The sequence below is a fragment of the Stenotrophomonas sp. YJH_SMC_17 genome, assembly GCF_059371655.1.
In genome coordinates this window covers 501,214-519,725 of sequence record NZ_JCAFUU010000002.1, presented here as the reverse complement: position 1 = coordinate 519,725, position 18,512 = coordinate 501,214, and the positions used below count along the sequence as shown (strand labels likewise).

Here is an 18,512-nt window from a genome sequence, read left to right as displayed (position 1 = left end):
CTACGAGGATGAAACCTGCGCGGAGCAGGCTGCCGGAAAACGGCCGCGAAATTGTAACGGTCGGGGGGCCTCGGAACAAGGTCCGGGGCTGAACCACCCTGCCCCGTTCAGAGGTTGAAGCGGCGCTGCGGGGCCAGCAGCCCGCTGTCATCGACCTGCCCGAGCCCCTGGACAGCATCGTCCGGACCGAACACGGCGACCAGGCCAGGCGGCCAGGACGGGTCGCGCTGGCGCTGGCCGACGCAGAAGCGGTGGGCCTGTTCGGCATCGAGGTCGACCCGCGGGTATTCCGCCAGCCCGGCCGCCAGCGGCAGCAGCAGCGCGTCCATGCCCGCCTCGTCGCCCGCCTCGACCATGGCGCGCAACTGGTCCAGGGTGACCATGGCCGGTTCGCGGAACGGTTCCACCCAGAGCCGGCGCAGCGCGCTGATGTGCGCGCCACAGCCCAGCGCCTCACCCAGGTCGCGGGCCAGGCTGCGGATGTAGGTGCCGGAGCCGCAGGTCACGCGCAGGCGCAGGCGTTCCGGCTGCTGCTCCAGCACCTCGATAGCATGCACCTGGACCTCGCGTTCCGGGGCCTCGATGACATCGCCACGGCGGGCCTTCACATACAGCGGTTCCCCCCCCTGCTTCAGCGCCGAATAGATCGGGGCACGCTGGCGGATGCTGCCGGTCAGCGGCGCCAGCGCGGCCTGCAGCGCTTCGGCACTGATCACCGGCACCGGGCGCTGCAGCAGCACCTGGCCTTCGGCGTCATCGGTATCGGTGGTCTGGCCGAGCACGATCTCGGCGTCGTAGGCCTTGGCCGAGCCGAGCAGCAGGCCGGCGATCTTGGTCGCCTCGCCGAAGCACAGCGGCAGCAGGCCGGTGGCCAGCGGGTCGAGGCTGCCGGTGTGGCCACCCTTCTCGGCGCGGAACAGGCGGCGGGCCACCTGCAGGGCGGCGTTGGAGCTCATGCCGGTCGACTTGTCGAGCAGCAGGATGCCATCCAGGCGGCGGAACTGAATTCGGGTCATGACAGGATGTTGTAGAGCCGAGCCATGCCCGGCTGCCGCAGCGCGGCCGGCACAGGCATCGCGTTGCCGGAATGAAAAGACGCCGGGCATGGGCCCGGCGCTGGCTTATTCTTCGTCGCTCTCGCGACGCTTCTCCGCGGCCAGCGTATCGGGCAGGTCGCGCAGGATGTTGTCGATGTGCTCACCACGGTCGACCGAGTCGTCGTAGTGGAAATGCAGCTCCGGCACGTGGCGCAGCTTCATCGCGCGAGCCAGGTCCATGCGCAGGCGGTAGCCCAGCTCCTTCAGGCCGGCCACGGCTTCAGCCGAACGCTCCGGCATCAGCGCGGTGACGAATACCTTGGCATGGGCCATGTCTCGGGTGATTTCCACGTCGGACACGCTCACCGAGGGCAACCCGTGCTCGCGCACGGCGTTGTGCACCAGGGTGCCGAGTTCACGGCGCAGCTGGGCGGAGACACGGTCGGTTCGATGGAAAGTCTTGGGCACGCGGTCAGGCTCTTGATTTGAATGTGACCCGACCAAGGTCGGGCCCTACCAGGGAAGGCGGCCCGACCAAGGTCGGGCCCCACCAGGGTGGCGGACCGGTCCGCGAGGACCGGCCCCTTGCAGCATTACAGGGTGCGCGGCACTTCGATACGCTCGAAGCACTCGATCTGGTCACCCGGCTTGACGTCGTTGTAGGCCTTCACCGCGATACCGCATTCGGTACCGTTGCGGACTTCCTCGACGTTTTCCTTGAAGCGGCGCAGCGATTCCAGCTCGCCCTCGAAGATCACCACGCTGTCGCGCAGCACGCGGATCGGCTTGTTGCGCTTGACCACGCCCTCGATGACCATCGAGCCGGCAACCGCACCCAGCTTGGAGCTGCGGAAGACGTCGCGGACCTCGGCGATACCGATGATCTCTTCGCGGATCTCCACGCCCAGCAGACCGGAGGCCACCTGCTTCACCTGGTCGATCACGTCATAGATGATCGAGAAGTAACGCAGGTCCACACCATTGGATTCGATGATGCGACGGGCCGAAGCATCCGCACGCACGTTGAAGCCGATGACGGTGGCCTTCGAAGCGGCCGCCGAGTTGGCGTCCGATTCGGTGATGCCGCCCACGCCGGAGTGGATCACGTTGATGCGGATGTCGTCGTTGGACAGCGCGACCAGTGCCTGGCTCAGGGCCTGCACCGAACCCTGCACGTCGGCCTTGATGACCAGGTTGAGGACCTGCTGGCCCTCGCCCTTGCCCAGGGTCGCCATGATGTCTTCCATGCGGCTGCCCGCAGTGGCCACCAGGCGCGATTCACGGCGCTTGGTCTCACGCTGCTGGGCAACGTCCTTGGCCAGGCGCTCGTCCTCGACGACCACGAAGTCGTCACCGGCTTCCGGCACGCCGGACAGGCCCAGGACCTGCACCGGGATGGACGGGCCGGCGAACTCCGGCTGCTTGCCGGTTTCGTCGAACAGCGCACGCACGCGGCCGTACTGGATGCCGCACACCAGGTAGTCGCCCTTCTTCAGACGACCCTGCTGCACCAGCACGGTCGCGACCGGGCCGCGGCCCTTGTCCAGCGACGATTCGATCACCACGCCCGAGGCGCGGCCTTCGTCGACGGCCTTCAGTTCCAGCAGTTCGGCCTGGATCGAGATGGCGTCCAGCAGGTCGTCGATGCCCAGGCCGGTCTTGGCCGAGATCTCCACCATCTGGGTGTCACCACCGAAGTCTTCGGCCACGACCTGCTCGGACAGCAGTTCGTTCTTGACCCGCATCGGGTCGGCGTCAGACTTGTCGATCTTGTTGATCGCCACGATCAGCGGCACACCCGCCGAACGGGCGTGCTGGATCGCTTCCTTGGTCTGCGGCATGACGCCGTCATCGGCGGCCACGACCAGCACCACGATGTCGGTCAGCTTGGCACCGCGGGCACGCATCGAGGTGAAGGCAGCATGGCCCGGGGTATCCAGGAAGCTGATCACGCCCTTCGGCGTATCCACGTGGTAGGCACCGATGTGCTGGGTAATGCCGCCGGCTTCGCCAGTGGCGACCTTGGTACGGCGGATGTAATCCAGCAGCGAGGTCTTGCCGTGGTCGACGTGGCCCATGATGGTGACCACCGGCGGACGCTGGGTGGCTTCGCCCTGGTTTTCACCGGTCGAGGCCAGCAGTGCGTCTTCGGCATCGTTGTCATTGGCACGGATCGCCTTGTGGCCGAGTTCCTCGGTCACCAGCGCGGCGGTGTCATGGTCAATGGACTGGGTGATGGTGGCCATCACGCCCATCTTGAACAGCGCCTTGACCACCTCGCCGCCCTTCAGCGCGAGCTTCTGCGCCAGGTCGGCCACGGTGATCGTGTCGCCGATCGCCACTTCACGCACGACCGGTGCGGTCGGGCGCTCGAAGGCGTGCGGACCGGCATTGTTGCCGCCGCGCGACATGTCGCGACGGCCACCGGCCTGGTTGCGGCCACCCGGACGACCCCGGGTGTTGCTGTTGTTGCTGTTGCCACGACGCGCGCGGTCGGCAGCCGACAGGTGCATCTGGCCGGCGAAACGGTCGCCCGGGCCACGCTCGTTGCGCGGCGCGCTGCGGTTGTTGCGGTCGTCGTTGCGCGGCGGCGGCGCACTGCGCGGCGCAGCCGGAGCAGCGGCCGGCGTGCGCGGCGGACGCGGCGCGGTTTCATCGATCGGGGCACGCTTGGGCTTGGTGGCAGCCAGTGCCTCGGCAGCCTTTGCGGCGGCCGCAGCTTCCTCGGCAGCCTTCTTCTCGGCCTCTGCGCGCTCCTTGGCCGCAATCTCTTCCTCACGGGCACGGACGATGGCTTCGTCGCGCAGACGATCCTTCTCGGCCAGGGCCTGCTGTTCGGCGAGGTTGCGGGCGCGCGACTCTTCCAGCTTGCGCAGGATGTCGGCGCGCTCTTCGTCCGGCGTCATGGCGCGCGCACCATCCTTGACGTAGGTGCGCTTCTGGCGCACCTCGACATTCACGGTCGTCTTGCTGCGACCGGAATTGACCGTCACTTCCTGCTGCTTCCGGCGGTTGAGCGTGATCTTCTTTGCAGACTGATCGGTCTCTTCCGGGGCCTGCTCGGGCTTGCCGTGCGAACGACGAAGGAAGCCCAGGAGCTTCACCTTCTCGGAGCTGGTCACGACCTGGTCGGGGCCGCTGAACTTCATGCCGGCACCGGCCAGCTGTTCCAGCAGTTTTTCGACCGGCGTGTTGACCAGTTCGGCAAGCTTGCGGATGGTGGTTTGCTGCGACATTCGGATCCTATGATCTTGTGGGCGCCCCCCCGCATCTGGAGGAGGCGCGGATTCTACGCCCTGAGCGGCTCAGGGCCCTGTTCATTGCCGGCTCATTCGCCGCGTTCCAGTCGGGCGATCTCTTCGGCACGGGCGGCCAGGATCAGCGCAGCGGCGCGCGCCTGATCCAGTCCTTCGATGCCGAAGTCCATGACCTCGTCGGCGGCCAGGTCGGACAGGTCCTCGCTGGTACGCACGCCGTGGCCGGCCAGCGCATACGCGGTGGCTTCGTCCATGCCCTTCAGGGACAGCAGGTCCTGCGCCGGCTGGCCGTCTTCAAGGCCTTCTTCGACTGCCAGGGCCTCATTGAGCAGCGCATCGCGGGCACGAGCGCGCAGCTCTTCGACGATGTCTTCGTCGAAACCTTCCACGGCCAGCAGTTCGCCGACCGGGACATAAGCGATTTCCTCGACGGTGCCGAAGCCTTCGCTGACCAGGATGCCGGCGATCTCTTCGTCCACTTCCAGCTTGTCCATGAACAGCTGGCGGGCCGACGCCTGCTCGGCTTCCGACTTGGCGGTGACCTGGTCCTGGGTCATCACGTTGAGCTGCCAGCCGGTCAGGCGGCTGGCCAGGCGCACGTTCTGGCCGCCCTTGCCGATCGCCTGGGCCAGGCGATCTTCAGCGACAGCCAGGTCCATCGAGTGCTTGTCTTCATCGACGATGATCGACTGCACTTCGGCCGGTGCCATCGCGTTGATGACGAAGTTGGCCGGGTTGTCGTTCCACAGCACGATGTCCACGCGCTCGCCATTGAGCTCGTTGGACACGGCCTGCACGCGCGAACCGCGCATGCCGATGCAGGCGCCGATCGGATCGGTGCGCTGGTCGTGGGCGAGCACGGCGATCTTGGCGCGGTCGCCCGGATCGCGGGCACAGGCCTTGATTTCCACCAGGCCCTGGCCGACTTCCGGCACTTCCAGCTTGAACAGCTCGATCATGAATTCCGGGGCGGCGCGGCTGATGAACAGCTGCGGGCCACGCGGTTCCGAACGCACTTCGGCCAGGTAGCCGCGCACGCGGTCACCGGCGCGCAGCACGTCGCGCGGAATGCCCTTGTCCTTCGGAATGAAACCTTCGGCGTTGCCACCGAGGTCGACGTAGATGTTGCCGCGCTCTGCGCGCTTGACCACGCCGGTGATCAGCTCACCCACGCGATCCTTCCACGCATCCACGACCTGCTGGCGCTCGGCTTCGCGCACGCGCTGGACGATGACCTGCTTGGCGGCCTGGGCAGCGATGCGGCCGAAGTCCGGGTTCTCGATCTGCTCTTCGATGTAGTCGCCGACGTCCACGCCTTCGGCTTCATCGACGGCGTCCATCAGGCGGATCTGGCGATCCGGCGACTCCATGACCACGTCATCGGCCACCACTTCCCAGCGGCGGTAGGTTTCGTAGCTGCCATCCTTGTGGTCGATGACCACGCGGGTCAGCACTTCCTCGTCGGGATAGCGCTTCTTCGCTGCCGAGGCCAGGGCGGCCTCGATGGCATCGAAGATCACTTCACGCGGCACGCCCTTCTCGTTGGCGACCGCGTCGACTACCAGCAACAGTTCCTTGCTCATTGGCTCACTCCGCGCGCGGCTTCTTTGCCGCCGGCTCGTTGGAAGAAGAATTCGTGTTCGGCTTCGGACGCTTCGGTGCCGGACCGGTCGGCTTGCTCGGGGCCAGCCCCAGCGCCACCCAGTCGGGCATGATCCGTGCCTTGTCGATGTTGTCGGCCGACACCACCACTTCGGTCTTGTCGACGATGAAGGTGATGGTGCCAGCGGCCTCGTCGGTCGCCTCGATACGGCCCTGCAGGCGACGACGGTTGTCCTGCGGCAGCTTCAGCGTGACCTTGGCCGATTCACCCTGGTGGCGGGCGAACTGCTCCAGGTTGAAAAGCGGGCGATCCACGCCCGGCGAGGACACTTCCAGCGTGTAGTTGCCGCTGATCGGGTCCTCGACGTCCAGCTGCGCCGACACTTCGCGGCTGACCCGCTCGCAGTCGTCGACATTGATGATGCGCTCGGGCTGTTCAGCCAGCGGCACGTCGATGTAAAGGCGCAGGGTCGCACCGCCGGGGGCCGGCAGATACTCAACGCCCAGCAGCTCCAGGCCCAGCGACACAACGGTCGGGGCGAGCAGATTCGCGATGTCGGTTGCCTTGTCGCTCACAGCCTGCCTTGATCTCTTGGTTGGGTGCCGGCCTTGGCCGGCGTGAAAACATGACGCCCCGGAAACGACAAAGGGCCCGCTGGGCCCCTTTTCCGGAAAGACTCCGGTGACTGGATTCCGGTTGCAACCTGCAGTGCCTGCCGGTTGCGGCCCTCCTTCCGGGTCCGGACTCCCGCCGGGAGGCCGCCTTCAGGGGTACTGCTAGGTCGCTGATGATAGCGGCTGCACCGCGCTGGTGCAAGGTGCGGGGCCGGCGGTCAGCCCCCTTTCCGCAGGAAAGGGGGCTGACCCCGATCGGACGGAAACGACGCATAACCCAAAGAAAAACGCCCTCGAAGCAGGACTTCGAAGGCGATCTCTTTACTTGGTAGCGGGGGCAGGATTTGAACCTGCGACCTTCGGGTTATGAGCCCGACGAGCTGCCAGACTGCTCCACCCCGCATCAGGAGCGGAATTATGAGCGATAACTTCAAAACATGCAAGCTTTCCCTCATTCATCAGACCGGTTGGCGCCGGTTCGATGTTGGTAGCGGGGGCAGGATTTGAACCTGCGACCTTCGGGTTATGAGCCCGACGAGCTGCCAGACTGCTCCACCCCGCACCGGAAGTGTTTGAACTGCTGCCCCGCTCTTTCGAGGAGGGCTACCGCAACGATGTTCTGGCTGAACCGCTGCAGTGACAACTCAGGCTGCGCATATTACACGAATCACGCAGCTTTGTGTCAACTTTTATGCAAGATGCGCAAATGCCTGCTGGCACCAGACCATGATCGGGTTCCAGGCCAGGCCGAGCGCCAGCAGCGCCAGCGCGTTCACGCCCAGCACCAGGCCCAGCACGCGGTCGTTGCTGCGCGGCATGGCCTCGCCCACCGGCTCATCGAAGTACATGACCTTGATGACGCGCAGGTAGTAGAAGCAGCCGACCACGGCGCACAGCACGCCGAGGATGGCCAGCCACAGCAGGCCGCCATTGACGGCCGCGCCCAGCACCGCCAGCTTGGTCCAGAAGCCCAGGAACGGCGGGATGCCGGCCAGCGACGCCATGATGCAGAGCACCAGGCCGGCCATCCACGGGTTGCGGGCATTGAGGCCCTTGAAGTCCTCGATGTTCTCGGCTTCAAAGCCGGCACGCGACAACGCGATGATCGCGCCGAAGGCGGCGGTGGACATGATGGCGTAGGCCAGTGCGTAGAAAAGCGCTGCGGCATAGCCCTGCGCGCCACCACCGGCGATGCCCATCAGCAGGAAGCCGATGTGCGAGACGGTGGAGAACGCCAGCATGCGCTTGAGGTTGCTCTGCGCGATGGCCATCAGGTTGCCGATGACCAGCGAGACCGCGGCCAGGCCGGCGATCAGCAGCTGCAGTTCGGTCGACAGCGGACCGACGCCCATCTCCAGCAGGCGGTAGGCCATGCCGAAAGCGGCCAGCTTCGGCGCCGAGCTGATGAACAGCGCGATCGGTGCCGGAGCACCCTGGTACACGTCCGGCAGCCACATGTGGAACGGCGCGGCACCCAGCTTGAAGGCAACACCGGCGATCATGAACACCGCACCGGTGATCAGCAGCACGCGCTCTTCCGAGTGCGGGATGGCGTCACGGATGACGTCCAGGTGCAGGCTGCCGGTGGCGCCGTAGATCAGCGACATGCCGTACAGCAGCAGGCCCGAGGCCAGCGAACCCAGCACGATGTACTTCATCGCCGCTTCCGAGGCCAGGCCGTTCTCGCGGTTGCTGGCGACTAGGGCGTAGGAGCACAGCGCCAGCAGTTCCAGGCCCAGGTAGACCATCAGCAGGCTGCCGGCCGATACCAGGATCATCATGCCGGCGGTGCCGAACAGGATCAGTACCGGGATCTCGCCCTGGAACAGGTTGCGGTCACGCAGGTAACGCCAGCCATAGACCAGGGTCAGGCCGCTGAGCAGCACGATCCCGGTCTTCATCACGTCCGCGGCGGTATCGCGTACGAACATGCCATGGAAGACCTCGCCCTGCCCGCCCACGCCGGTGGCCAGCATGAACAGCACCACGGCCAGCGCAGCGAGCGAGAACAGGTGGGTGACGATCTTGTTCCGGTTGCTGACGAACAGGTCGAGGATCATCAGGGCGAAGGCGCTGCCGATCAGCACCAGCTCGGGAGCGAGCGGTGGCAGGTCAGCGGCGGTCAATGGCAGCAGCGGCGAGGTGGTCATCATCAAATCCTGGAATTACAGCAGCTTGCTGGATGCGATCTGCATCGCCAGCTTCGCGATCGAGGGCTCCATCAGGTCGGTCAGCGGCTTGGGGTAGATGCCCAGCGCCAGCACGCCGATGGCGAACACGCCCAGCACCAGCCATTCGCGGCCGTTGATGTCCTTCAGTTCGGCCACGTGGCTGTTGGCCACTTCGCCGAAGAAGATGCGCTTGTACAGCCACAGGGTGTACGCGGCACCGATGATCAGGGTGGTGGCCGCGCCCAGTGCGATCCACGGATTACGCTGGAAGGCCGACAGGATGACCATGAACTCACCGACGAAACCGCTGGTGCCCGGCAGGCCGGCATTGGCCATGAAGAACAGCATGGCGAAGGTGGCGAACCACGGCATCACGTTGACCACGCCGCCGTAATCGGCGATGCGGCGGCTGTGCATGCGGTCGTACAGCACGCCGACGCAGGAGAACATCGCACCGGACACGAAGCCGTGCGAGATCATCTGCACCATGGCGCCCTGCAGGCCCAGGCGGGCAGCATCGGCGTTGCCGGCTTCGCGCACCAGCCACAGGGCGATGAAGGTGCCCAGGGTGACGAAGCCCATGTGCGCGATCGACGAATAGGCGATCAGCTTCTTCATGTCGTCCTGCACCAGGGCGACCAGGCCGACGTAGATCACCGCGATCAGCGACAGCGCGATCACCAGCCAGGCCCATTCCTGCGACGCGTCCGGGACGATCGGCAGGTTGAAGCGCAGGAAGCCGTAGCCACCGATCTTCAGGGCGATGGCGGCCAGGATCACCGAACCGGCGGTCGGTGCTTCGACGTGCGCATCCGGCAGCCAGGTGTGCACCGGGAACATCGGCACCTTGACCGCGAAGGCGATCAGGAAGGCGAAGAAGATCCAGGTCTGTTCCTTGGCCGACAGCGGCAGCGCGTACAGGTCGGCCAGCTGGAAGCTGCCGCCCTTCATGTACAGGTAGATCAGCGCCACCAGCATCAGCACCGAGCCGAGGAAGGTGTACAGGAAGAACTTCAGTGCCGCGTAGATGCGGCGCGGGCCGCCCCAGACACCGATGATCAGGAACATCGGGATCAGCATGGCTTCGAAGAACACGTAGAACAGCATCGCGTCCGTCGCAGCGAAGATGCCGACGGTGACACCTTCCAGGATCAGGAAGGCCGCCACGTACTGGTTCACGCGCTTGTCGATGGCGCTCCAGGCGCCGATCAGGGCAAGCACGCTGACCAGGGTGGTCAGCAGGATCAGCGCCACGGCAATGCCGTCCACGCCCAGGTTGTAGCCGATCTTGTACGCCGGGATCCAGGCATGGGTCTCGACGAACTGCAGGCCGTCGATGCCCGCGTTGTAGCCGCTCAGCAGCGAGAGGCTTGCAACGAAGGTGAGCACCGCGACGCCCAGCGACGCCCAGCGGGCGGTCTGCGCATCACGGATCGCAAGGATCAGGGCACCACCGATGATCGGCAGCCAGATGAGGACACTGAGTAGAGGCCAGTTCGACACGTCTTCTTATTCCGTACAGGTCATCAACGCAGGTAATGCATCAGCACGCCCAGCAGGGCAATCAGGCCGATGATCATCGCGAAGGCGTAGTGATAGAGGAAACCGGATTGGGTACGACGCAGCACGCCGGCTGCAACGTCCACAACACGTGCCGAGAGATTGACCACGCCGTCGACGATGTTGCTGTCGATCCAGCGCGAGACCTTGCCCAGCTTGACGCTGCCGCCGGCAAAGCCATCGATCCACAGCTTGTCGAAGCCGTACTTGTTTTCCAGCACCGAAACGATCGGGGCGAAGGTCTTGCGCGCCTTGCCCGACAGGTCCGGCTTCCACAGGTAGAACAGCGCGGCCAGCAGGAAGCCCGCCAGGGTCAGCCAGAACGGCGGCAGCATCATGCCGTGCAGCGCGAACGCGACCGGACCATGGAACTCTTCACCCAGGAACGCGACGGTGTTCTTGGCCGGATCGTAGAAGTCGACGATGCCGGTGAAGAACGTCTGTGCCTGGCCCTTGATCGCCTCGTGCGCATGGTTGCCAGCCCAGTCGGTGCCATGCAGCATCGGACCGATGCTGAAGAAACCGATGGCGATCGACGGGATGGCCAGCAGGATCAGCGGCAGGGTCACCACCCACGGCGTTTCGTGCGGCTCATGCGGACCGTGGCCATGGCCGTGGTCGTCATGGGCATCGCCGTGGTGGGCGTCGGCATGGTGCGCGTCGGCGGCGTGATGATCGTCATGACCATGATCGTCATGCGCATCGCGGAAGCGTTCCTTGCCATGGAAGGTCATGAACAGCAGGCGGAAGCTGTAGAAGCTGGTCACCAGCACGCCACCCAGCACCGCCCAGTAGCCATAGGTGGCCACCCAGCTGTTCTGCATGTGGGCGTGGATCTCGGCCGCCTCGATGATGGTGTCCTTCGAGTAGAAGCCGGAGAAGAACGGCGTACCGACCAGGGCCAGCGTACCGATCCACATGGTGATGAAGGTGATCGGCATGTACTTGCGCAGGCCGCCCATCTTGCGCATGTCCTGCTCGTGGTGCATCGCGATGATGACCGAGCCGGCGCCCAGGAACAGCAGGGCCTTGAAAAAGGCGTGGGTCATCAGGTGGAACACGGCGGCCGAGTAGGCCGACACGCCCAGGGCGACGGTCATGTAGCCCAGCTGCGACAGCGTGGAGTACGCGACAACGCGCTTGATGTCGTTCTGCACGATGCCGATCAGGCCGGTGAAGAACGCGGTGGTGGCACCGATGAACAGCACGAAGTTCAGCGCGGTCTGCGACAGCTCGAACAGCGGCGACATGCGGGTGACCATGAAGATACCGGCGGTCACCATCGTCGCGGCGTGGATCAGTGCCGAGATCGGGGTCGGGCCTTCCATCGAGTCCGGCAGCCACACATGCAGCGGGACCTGGGCCGACTTGCCCATGGCGCCGATGAACAGACAGATGCAGATGACGGTGGCGATCGACCAGATCACCGGCTCGTTCAGCAGCTGCATGCCCAGGATCGTGCCGTCCCAGATCTGCAGCTGGGCGCGCGGGTCAGCCAGCATGCCCGCCTGCGAGAACACCTGCGAGTAATCCAGGGTACCGAACACCCACAGCACGCCGGCGATGCCCAGCAGGAAGCCGAAGTCGCCGACGCGGTTGACCAGGAACGCCTTCATGTTGGCGAAGATCGCGGTCGGGCGCTTGAACCAGAAGCCGATCAGCAAGTACGACACCAGGCCCACCGCTTCCCAGCCGAAGAACAGCTGCAGGAAGTTGTTGCTCATCACCAGCGTGAGCATCGAGAAGGTGAACAGCGAAATGTAGCTGAAGAACCGCTGGTAGCCCGGGTCGTCCTGCATGTAGCCGATCGTGTAGATGTGGACCAGCAGCGACACGAAGGTCACCACCACCATCATCATCGCGGTCAGCTTGTCGACCATGAAGCCGACGTGGGCCGAGTACTGGCCAACCTCGAAGAACGTATAGATGTTCTGGTTGAACGGCTGCGCGCCGCCCCACATCAGCTGGTAGAACGTGTACATCGACAGGCCGCAGGCTACCGCGACGCCGAGGATGGTGATGGTCTGCGCGCCGAAGCGCTTGACCTGGCGACCGAACAGGCCGGCGATGATGCTGCCGAACAGCGGTGCAAGCACCACTGCGATCAACAGACTCTTGGAGAGAGTGATTTCCATCTGTGGATCAGCCCTTCAACGAATCGACTTCGCCGACATTGATCGTGCGGCGGGTACGGAACAGGGTCACCAGGATCGCCAGGCCGATGGCGGCTTCCGCGGCGGCGACGGTCAGGATGAAGAACACGAACAGCTGGCCGGACGGATCGCCCAGCTGACGCGAGAAGCCGACGAAGTTGATGTTCACCGACAGCAGCATCAGTTCGATCGACATCAGCAGGACGATGACGTTCTTCCGGTTGAGGAAGATGCCGGCCAGGCTGATGGCGAACAGCACCGCGCCCAGCGCGAGGATGTGGCCCAGAGTGATCATGCCTTGGTCTCCTCTTCGCCCGCGGCCGGAGTGGTGTTGCTGTGGATCACCGGCTGTTCGGCATCCATCTTGACCATGCGCAGGCGCTGGTCGGCCTTGACCATGGTCTGCTCGCCCGGGTTCTGGCTCTTCACGCCGGTGCGGCGACGCAGGGTCAGCATCACGGCGGCGACCACGGCCACGGTCAGGATGACGGCGGCGAACTCGAACGGCAGCAGGTATTCGGTGAACAGCGTGCGCGCCAGCCAGGTGATGTTGGAGGTGTCGGCGGCGATCGCGGCGGCGTTGTCGGCCGGGAACGGATTGACCGCCCTGCCCTTCACGCCGATCAGGATCAGCATCTGCACCAGCATCGCCACGGCCACGATCAGGCCGACCGGCAGGTAGCGCACCCAGCCTTCACGCATCTTGGTGGGGTCGATGTCCAGCATCATCACCACGAACAGGAACAGCACCATCACCGCGCCGACGTAGACCAGCACCAGCGCCACGCCAAGGAACTCGGCGCCCACCAGCAGCCACACGCAGGCAATGGAGAAGAAGGTCAGCACCAGGCACAGCACGGCGTGCACCGGGTTGCGCACGCTGATCACCGCACCGGCCGAAACCGTTGCCGCGATGGCGAACACCCAGAAAGCGATATTTACCCAATCCATCTCTCGACCTCAGCGGTAAGCGGCATCGGCGGCACGACGCTCGGCGATCTCGTTTTCGAGACGATCGCCAAGGGCCAGCAGCTGCGGCTTGGTAACGATGTTTTCGCCACGGTTCTCGAAGTGGTACTCGAGGATGTGGGTTTCGACGATCGAGTCCACCGGGCAGCTTTCTTCGCAGAAGCCGCAGAAGATGCACTTGAACAGGTCGATGTCGTAGCGGGTGGTACGGCGGGTGCCGTCCTCGCGCTTGGCCGAGTCGATGGTGATGGCCAGGGCCGGGCACACCGCTTCGCACAGCTTGCAGGCAATGCAGCGCTCTTCGCCGTTGGGATAACGGCGCAGTGCGTGCAGGCCACGGAAGCGCGGCGACTGCGGGAACTTCTCCATCGGGTACATCATCGTGTACTTCGGCTTGAAGCTGTACTTCAGCGTCAGCCAAAGGCCGGCCAGCAGTTCGAGCAGCAGCAGGCTCTTGAAGTAATGGGTAATCCTGTTCATCACTTAGACGCCCTTTTGAATCACGCCGAAGAACACCATGACGGCGGTAACCGCGATCCACAGAATGGCCAGCGGGATGAAGACCTTCCAGCCCAGGCGCATGATCTGGTCATAGCGGAAGCGCGGGAAGCTGGCACGGAACCAGATGTAGGCACTGGCGAAGAAGAACACCTTGACGAACAGCCACGGTGCACCGCCCTTCCAGATCCAGTCGACCAGCGGCGAGACATCGCCGAAGTTGACCCAGCCCTGGACCGGGCTCAGCCAGCCGCCGAGGAAGAAGATCGAGATCAGGAAGCTGATCAGGATCATGTTCGCGTATTCGGCCAGGAAGAACAGGGCGAAGGCACCGCCGGAGTACTCGACCATGTGGCCGGCGACGATTTCCGACTCGCCTTCCACCACGTCGAACGGCGCGCGGTTGGTTTCAGCCACGCCCGACACCCAGTAGATGACGAACAGCGGGAACAGCGGCAGCAGGAACCAGTCGAAGAAGCCGGAACTGCCGGCCTGCGCCATCACGATGTTGCTCAGGTTCAGGCTGCCCGAGGCGATCATCACGCCGACCAGGGCGAAGCCCATGGCGATTTCGTAGCTGATCATCTGCGCCGAGGCGCGCATCGCACCCAGGAACGCATACTTCGAGTTGGATGCCCAACCGGCCAGGATGATGCCGTAGATGCCCAGCGAGGTCATCGCCAGCAGGTACAGCAGGCCGGCGTTGGCGTTGGACAGCACGATCTGCGAATCGAAGGGCACCACCGACCAGGCCGCGAAGGCCGGGGCCAGGGTGATCAGCGGGGCGAGCAGATAGATCGCCTTGTTGGCGCTGCTCGGCTGGACCACTTCCTTGAACAGCAGCTTGAAGACGTCGGCGAAGGCCTGGAAGATGCCCATGCCCACGTACATCGGGCCGTGGCGGACGTGCATCCAGCCGATCAGCTTGCGTTCCCAGACCACGTAGAAGGCCACCGAGATGATCACCGGAACGGCGATCACCAGGATCTTCAGGATGATCCAGATCAGCGCGCCGATGTCACCGAGGCCCAGCAGCCACTGGTGCAGCGGGTCGACCGCGTTCAACAGCAATTCGTTCATGCAGCCACCACCGATACGCGAGCGGCACCCAGCGGCGCGGTCGCGCCGTGGCCCGATTCAATCCAGACCGAACCCGCAGCGACGCGGGCGTCGACCACCACCGGCAGGGTGGCCTTGCCGGCATCGGTGCCGACCTTGGCCATCTGCCCTTCCTGCAGCTGCAGGCGAGCGGCATCTTCAGCGTTCAGCACGATGCGCGGGGCGTTGTTGAGCGGATGCGACTGCAGCGCCGGGGCGCGACGGACCACCGCATCGGTGCGGTAGATCGCGGCGGTCGAAGCCACTTCGAGGCCTTCACCGGCAACCGCCGGCTGCGCCGAAGCGGCGACGTCGACCGACACCGGGGCCAGGCTGGCACGCAGGCCGGCCAGGTCGGTGAAGTCGAAACCGGCCAGCGCCATGTCGCCGCCCAGTGCGCGCAGCACGCGCCAGCCTTCACGGGCCTCGCCCGGCAGCTTGCCGCCGGCACGGGCCGACTGCTCGCGACCATCGAGGTTGGTCAGGGTGGCATCGATTTCCGGCAGCGCACCGATCGGCAGGATCACGTCGGCAACGTCGCGGGTGGACACGCAGGCGAACTGGCTGAAGGCCACCACCTGGGCACCGGCCAGCGCCTTGCGCGCGGCGGGGGCGTCGGCGAAGTCCAGGCCCGGCTCCAGGCCGTACACCACGTAGGCCTGGCGCGGCTGCGCCAGCATGGCGGCCACGTCCTTGCCGGCCGGCAGCACGCCGGCGCGGGTCAGGCCCACGGCATTGGCGCCCTGCGGGATGCGGCACAGCTTGGCACCGGTGGCGGCAGCGAAATCACGCGCAGCGGCGCGGATCGCGGCAGCCTGCGGGTGGTTCTCGGCGATGCCACCGACGATCAGCACGGTGTTGCTGCCGCCCTGTACGGCCGAACGTAGCTCGGCGTTGGCCAGTGCGTCGACGAACTTCGACGGCGCGACGATCTGCTTGCCGGCGATGCCGAAGGCGAAGTCGAAATCAACCGGGTTGATGACGTGGATCTTCGCGCCCTTGGTGGTCTGCGCCTTGCGCAGACGGGCGTGCAGCAGCGGCAGTTCGTGGCGGATGTTGCTGCCCAGAACGACGATGCGGTCGGCGCCTTCGATCTCCGCCAGCGGCAGGCCGAACACTTCGGCGGTGGCGGCGTCGGAGAAATCGCGGTTGTTGATGCGGTGGTCGATGTTGGTCGAGCCCAGGCCCTTGGCCAGGCGCGACAGCAACGCGCCCTCCTCGTTCGAGGTGGACGGATGCACCAGCACGCCCAGGTTGTCGCCCTGGTTCGCCTTGAGGATTTCGGCGGCTGCGGCCAGGCCTTCGGCCCAGCTCACTTCCTTCCACTCGCCATTGACCTTACGCAGCGGCTTGACCGCACGGTCTTCGCTGTACAGGCCTTGGTGCGAGTAGCGGTCACGGTCGGACAGCCAGCACTCGTTCACCGCTTCATTGTCGCGCGGCACGGTGCGCAGCACTTCGCCGCGACGCACGTGCAGGAACAGGTTCGAACCCATCGCGTCGTGGTAACCCAGCGACTCGCGCGCGGTCAGTTCCCACGGGCGGGCGCGGAACTGGAACACCTTGTTGGTCAGCGCACCGACCGGGCAGACGTCGACGACGTTGCCGGACAGCTCGGTGGTCAGCGGCTTGCCGTCGAAGGTACCGATCTGCAGGTTCTCACCGCGGTACATGCCACCCAGCTCGTAGGTACCGGCAACGTCGGCGGTGAAGCGGACGCAGCGGGTGCACTGGATGCAGCGGGTCATCTCGGTGGCGACCAGCGGGCCCATGTCCTCGTCCGGCACCACGCGCTTGCGCTCGTTGAAGCGGCTGACCGAACGGCCATAGCCCAGCGACACGTCCTGCAGCTCGCACTCGCCGCCCTGATCGCAGATCGGGCAGTCCAGCGGGTGGTTGATGAGCAGGAACTCCATCACCGAGCGCTGGAACTTCAGTGCCTTCTCGCTGCGGGTGGCGACCTTCATGCCATCCATCACCGGCGTGGCGCAGGCCGGCGCCGGCTTCGGCGACTTCTCCACGTCCACCAGGCACATGCGGCAGTTGGCGGCGATCGGCAGCTTCTCGTGGTAGCAGAAGCGCGGAATGGAGATGCCGGCCTTGTCGGCGGCCTGGATGATCATCGAGCCCTTGGGCACGACCAGCGACTTGCCATCGATCTCGATGGTGACGTGATCGGGTGGGACGCTCGGATTTACGGGTTGCGCGCTCATGCAGCGGCTGCCTCCACCTTCTTGCCGTCAACCATCGAATGACCGTTGACGATGTAGTACTCGAACTCGTCCCAGAACTGGCGCAGGAAGCCCTGGATGGGCCATGCAGCCGCTTCGCCGAACGCACAGATGGTGTGGCCTTCGATCTGGCCGGCCACCGCCTTCAGCTGGTGCAGGTCTTCCATCGTGGCCTTGCCGGCGACGATGCGCTCCAGCACGCGGTGCATCCAGCCGGTGCCTTCACGGCACGGGGTGCACTGGCCACAGGATTCCTTGTGAAAGAACTGGCTGATGCGGCAGGCGAACTTGACGCAGCAGACGCTGTCGTCGAGCACCACGATCGCGCCCGAACCCAGGCCGGAGCCCAGTGCACGAATGGTGTCGTAGTCCATCGGCAGGTCCTCCAGCTCGGCCGCGGTCAGCACCGGCATCGACACGCCGCCCGGGATCGCGCCCTTCAGCGTGCGGCCCGGACGCAGGCCACCGGCCATTTCCAGCAGGTCGTGGAATTTGGTGCCGAGCGGCACTTCGAAGTTGCCGCCGTTCTGCACGCAGCCGGACACCGAGAAGCACTTCGGACCGCCGTTGGCGGTCAGGCTCAGGCCCTTGAACCACTCCGGGCCGTTGCGGATGATCGCCGGCACCGAACCATAGGTTTCGGTGTTGTTGATCGTCGACGGCTTGCCGTACAGGCCGAAGTTGGCCGGGAACGGCGGCTTGTAGCGCGGCTGGCCCTTCTTGCCTTCCAGCGATTCCATCAGCGCGGTTTCTTCGCCGCAGATGTAGGCGCCAGCGCCCAGCGCGCCGTAGATGTCGATGTCCACGCCGCTGCCGAGGATGTTCTTGCCCAGCCAGCCGTTTGCATAGGCGTCGGCCAGGGCCTGCTCGAAGTGCTCGAACGGCTCGTGGTGGAACTCACCGCGCAGGTAGTTGTAGCCCACGGTCGAACCGGTGGCGTAGCAGGCGATCGCCATGCCTTCCACCACCGAATGCGGGTTGTAGCGCAGGATGTCACGGTCCTTGCAGGTGCCCGGCTCGGATTCGTCCGAGTTGCAGAGGATGTACTTCTGCATGTTGCCCTTGGGCATGAAGGACCACTTCAGGCCGGTCGGGAAGCCCGCGCCGCCGCGGCCGCGCAGGCCCGAGGCCTTGACCATCTCGATGACCTGCTCCGGCGGGATCTTCTCTTCGAGGATCTTGCGCAGGGCGGCGTAGCCACCGGTCTTCAGGTAGCTTTCGTACGACCACGGGGTGTCGTAATGCAGGGTGGTGTAGACCACCTGGTGCGGCAGCGGCGCGGGGCCGACCGGACCCTTGGATTCGTGGTGATGTGCCATGC

At 65.2% G+C, this 18,512-nt stretch carries 14 protein-coding genes and 2 tRNA genes; all 16 read right to left on the bottom strand.

Annotated elements, in window-relative coordinates:
• Window positions 1–107: 107 nt before the first annotated feature.
• The 16 genes from truB to nuoF all read right to left on the bottom strand — a co-directional run bounded on the left by truB (window position 108) and on the right by nuoF (window position 18,510).
• A complete protein-coding gene (truB, locus tag AC5P8Z_RS07375) occupies window positions 108–1,016 on the bottom strand; it encodes a tRNA pseudouridine(55) synthase TruB (protein WP_495228604.1) in 909 nt (302 codons plus the stop codon).
• Window positions 1,017–1,121: 105 nt separating this feature from the next.
• Window positions 1,122–1,505: a 30S ribosome-binding factor RbfA gene (gene rbfA / locus AC5P8Z_RS07370; protein WP_005410447.1), complete on the bottom strand. Its 384-nt coding sequence runs from the start codon at window positions 1,503–1,505 to the stop codon at window positions 1,122–1,124.
• A gap of 125 nt (window positions 1,506–1,630) precedes the next feature.
• Window positions 1,631–4,273 carry a translation initiation factor IF-2 gene (gene infB, locus AC5P8Z_RS07365; protein WP_286069221.1) on the bottom strand — a complete coding sequence of 881 codons (2,643 nt, stop codon included), beginning with the start codon at window positions 4,271–4,273 and terminating at the stop codon, window positions 1,631–1,633.
• 92 nt (window positions 4,274–4,365) lie between these two features.
• Entirely contained in the window at window positions 4,366–5,877 is a 1,512-nt protein-coding gene (nusA, locus tag AC5P8Z_RS07360) for a transcription termination factor NusA (protein ID WP_006458580.1), read from the bottom strand.
• A 4-nt stretch (window positions 5,878–5,881) separates the two neighbouring features.
• A complete protein-coding gene (rimP, locus tag AC5P8Z_RS07355) occupies window positions 5,882–6,472 on the bottom strand; it encodes a ribosome maturation factor RimP (RefSeq protein WP_005410450.1) in 591 nt (196 codons plus the stop codon).
• A 365-nt stretch (window positions 6,473–6,837) separates the two neighbouring features.
• Window positions 6,838–6,914: transfer RNA gene (locus AC5P8Z_RS07350), tRNA-Met, on the bottom strand.
• An 82-nt stretch (window positions 6,915–6,996) separates the two neighbouring features.
• Window positions 6,997–7,073: transfer RNA gene (locus tag AC5P8Z_RS07345), tRNA-Met, on the bottom strand.
• A gap of 127 nt (window positions 7,074–7,200) precedes the next feature.
• Window positions 7,201–8,661, bottom strand: coding sequence for an NADH-quinone oxidoreductase subunit NuoN (gene nuoN, locus AC5P8Z_RS07340; RefSeq protein WP_005410451.1), 1,461 nt, complete (start codon window positions 8,659–8,661; stop codon window positions 7,201–7,203).
• A 15-nt stretch (window positions 8,662–8,676) separates the two neighbouring features.
• On the bottom strand, window positions 8,677–10,185 hold the full coding sequence (locus tag AC5P8Z_RS07335) for an NADH-quinone oxidoreductase subunit M (RefSeq protein ID WP_005410452.1): 1,509 nt from the start codon (window positions 10,183–10,185) through the stop codon (window positions 8,677–8,679).
• A 23-nt stretch (window positions 10,186–10,208) separates the two neighbouring features.
• Window positions 10,209–12,377: an NADH-quinone oxidoreductase subunit L gene (gene nuoL / locus AC5P8Z_RS07330; protein WP_295565109.1), complete on the bottom strand. Its 2,169-nt coding sequence runs from the start codon at window positions 12,375–12,377 to the stop codon at window positions 10,209–10,211.
• A 7-nt stretch (window positions 12,378–12,384) separates the two neighbouring features.
• A complete protein-coding gene (gene nuoK / locus AC5P8Z_RS07325; RefSeq protein WP_005417921.1) occupies window positions 12,385–12,690 on the bottom strand; it encodes an NADH-quinone oxidoreductase subunit NuoK in 306 nt (101 codons plus the stop codon).
• Complete coding sequence (locus tag AC5P8Z_RS07320) at window positions 12,687–13,346, bottom strand: NADH-quinone oxidoreductase subunit J (protein WP_286069226.1); 660 nt, start codon at window positions 13,344–13,346, stop codon at window positions 12,687–12,689. The genes nuoK and AC5P8Z_RS07320 overlap by 4 nt, the downstream gene beginning before the upstream one ends.
• A 9-nt stretch (window positions 13,347–13,355) precedes the next feature.
• Window positions 13,356–13,844, bottom strand: a complete 489-nt coding sequence (gene nuoI, locus AC5P8Z_RS07315; RefSeq protein ID WP_005410456.1) for an NADH-quinone oxidoreductase subunit NuoI — start codon at window positions 13,842–13,844, stop codon at window positions 13,356–13,358.
• Window positions 13,845–13,847: 3 nt separating this feature from the next.
• A complete protein-coding gene (gene nuoH, locus AC5P8Z_RS07310; RefSeq protein WP_014037948.1) occupies window positions 13,848–14,942 on the bottom strand; it encodes an NADH-quinone oxidoreductase subunit NuoH in 1,095 nt (364 codons plus the stop codon).
• Entirely contained in the window at window positions 14,939–17,173 is a 2,235-nt protein-coding gene (gene nuoG / locus AC5P8Z_RS07305) for an NADH-quinone oxidoreductase subunit NuoG (RefSeq protein WP_286069228.1), read from the bottom strand. Before nuoG ends, nuoH begins: the two co-directional genes overlap by 4 nt.
• A complete protein-coding gene (nuoF, locus tag AC5P8Z_RS07300; protein ID WP_014647866.1) occupies window positions 17,170–18,510 on the bottom strand; it encodes an NADH-quinone oxidoreductase subunit NuoF in 1,341 nt (446 codons plus the stop codon). Before nuoF ends, nuoG begins: the two co-directional genes overlap by 4 nt.
• Between the last annotated feature and the right edge of the window lie 2 nt (window positions 18,511–18,512).

Bases quoted from the DNA above. Each gene is read 5' to 3' on its own strand.
- AC5P8Z_RS07320 (WP_286069226.1), bottom strand. From the start codon at position 13,346: ATGGATTGGGTAAATATCGCTTTCTGGGTGTTCGCCATCGCGGCAACG.
- truB (WP_495228604.1), bottom strand. From the start codon at position 1,016: ATGACCCGAATTCAGTTCCGCCGCCTGGATGGCATCCTGCTGCTCGAC.
- nusA (WP_006458580.1), bottom strand. From the start codon at position 5,877: ATGAGCAAGGAACTGTTGCTGGTAGTCGACGCGGTCGCCAACGAGAAG.
- nuoL (WP_295565109.1), bottom strand. From the start codon at position 12,377: ATGGAAATCACTCTCTCCAAGAGTCTGTTGATCGCAGTGGTGCTTGCA.
- nuoH (WP_014037948.1), bottom strand. From the start codon at position 14,942: ATGAACGAATTGCTGTTGAACGCGGTCGACCCGCTGCACCAGTGGCTG.
- nuoG (WP_286069228.1), bottom strand. From the start codon at position 17,173: ATGAGCGCGCAACCCGTAAATCCGAGCGTCCCACCCGATCACGTCACC.
- nuoN (WP_005410451.1), bottom strand. From the start codon at position 8,661: ATGACCACCTCGCCGCTGCTGCCATTGACCGCCGCTGACCTGCCACCG.
- nuoK (WP_005417921.1), bottom strand. From the start codon at position 12,690: ATGATCACTCTGGGCCACATCCTCGCGCTGGGCGCGGTGCTGTTCGCC.
- nuoF (WP_014647866.1), bottom strand. From the start codon at position 18,510: ATGGCACATCACCACGAATCCAAGGGTCCGGTCGGCCCCGCGCCGCTG.
- nuoI (WP_005410456.1), bottom strand. From the start codon at position 13,844: ATGAACAGGATTACCCATTACTTCAAGAGCCTGCTGCTGCTCGAACTG.
- infB (WP_286069221.1), bottom strand. From the start codon at position 4,273: ATGTCGCAGCAAACCACCATCCGCAAGCTTGCCGAACTGGTCAACACG.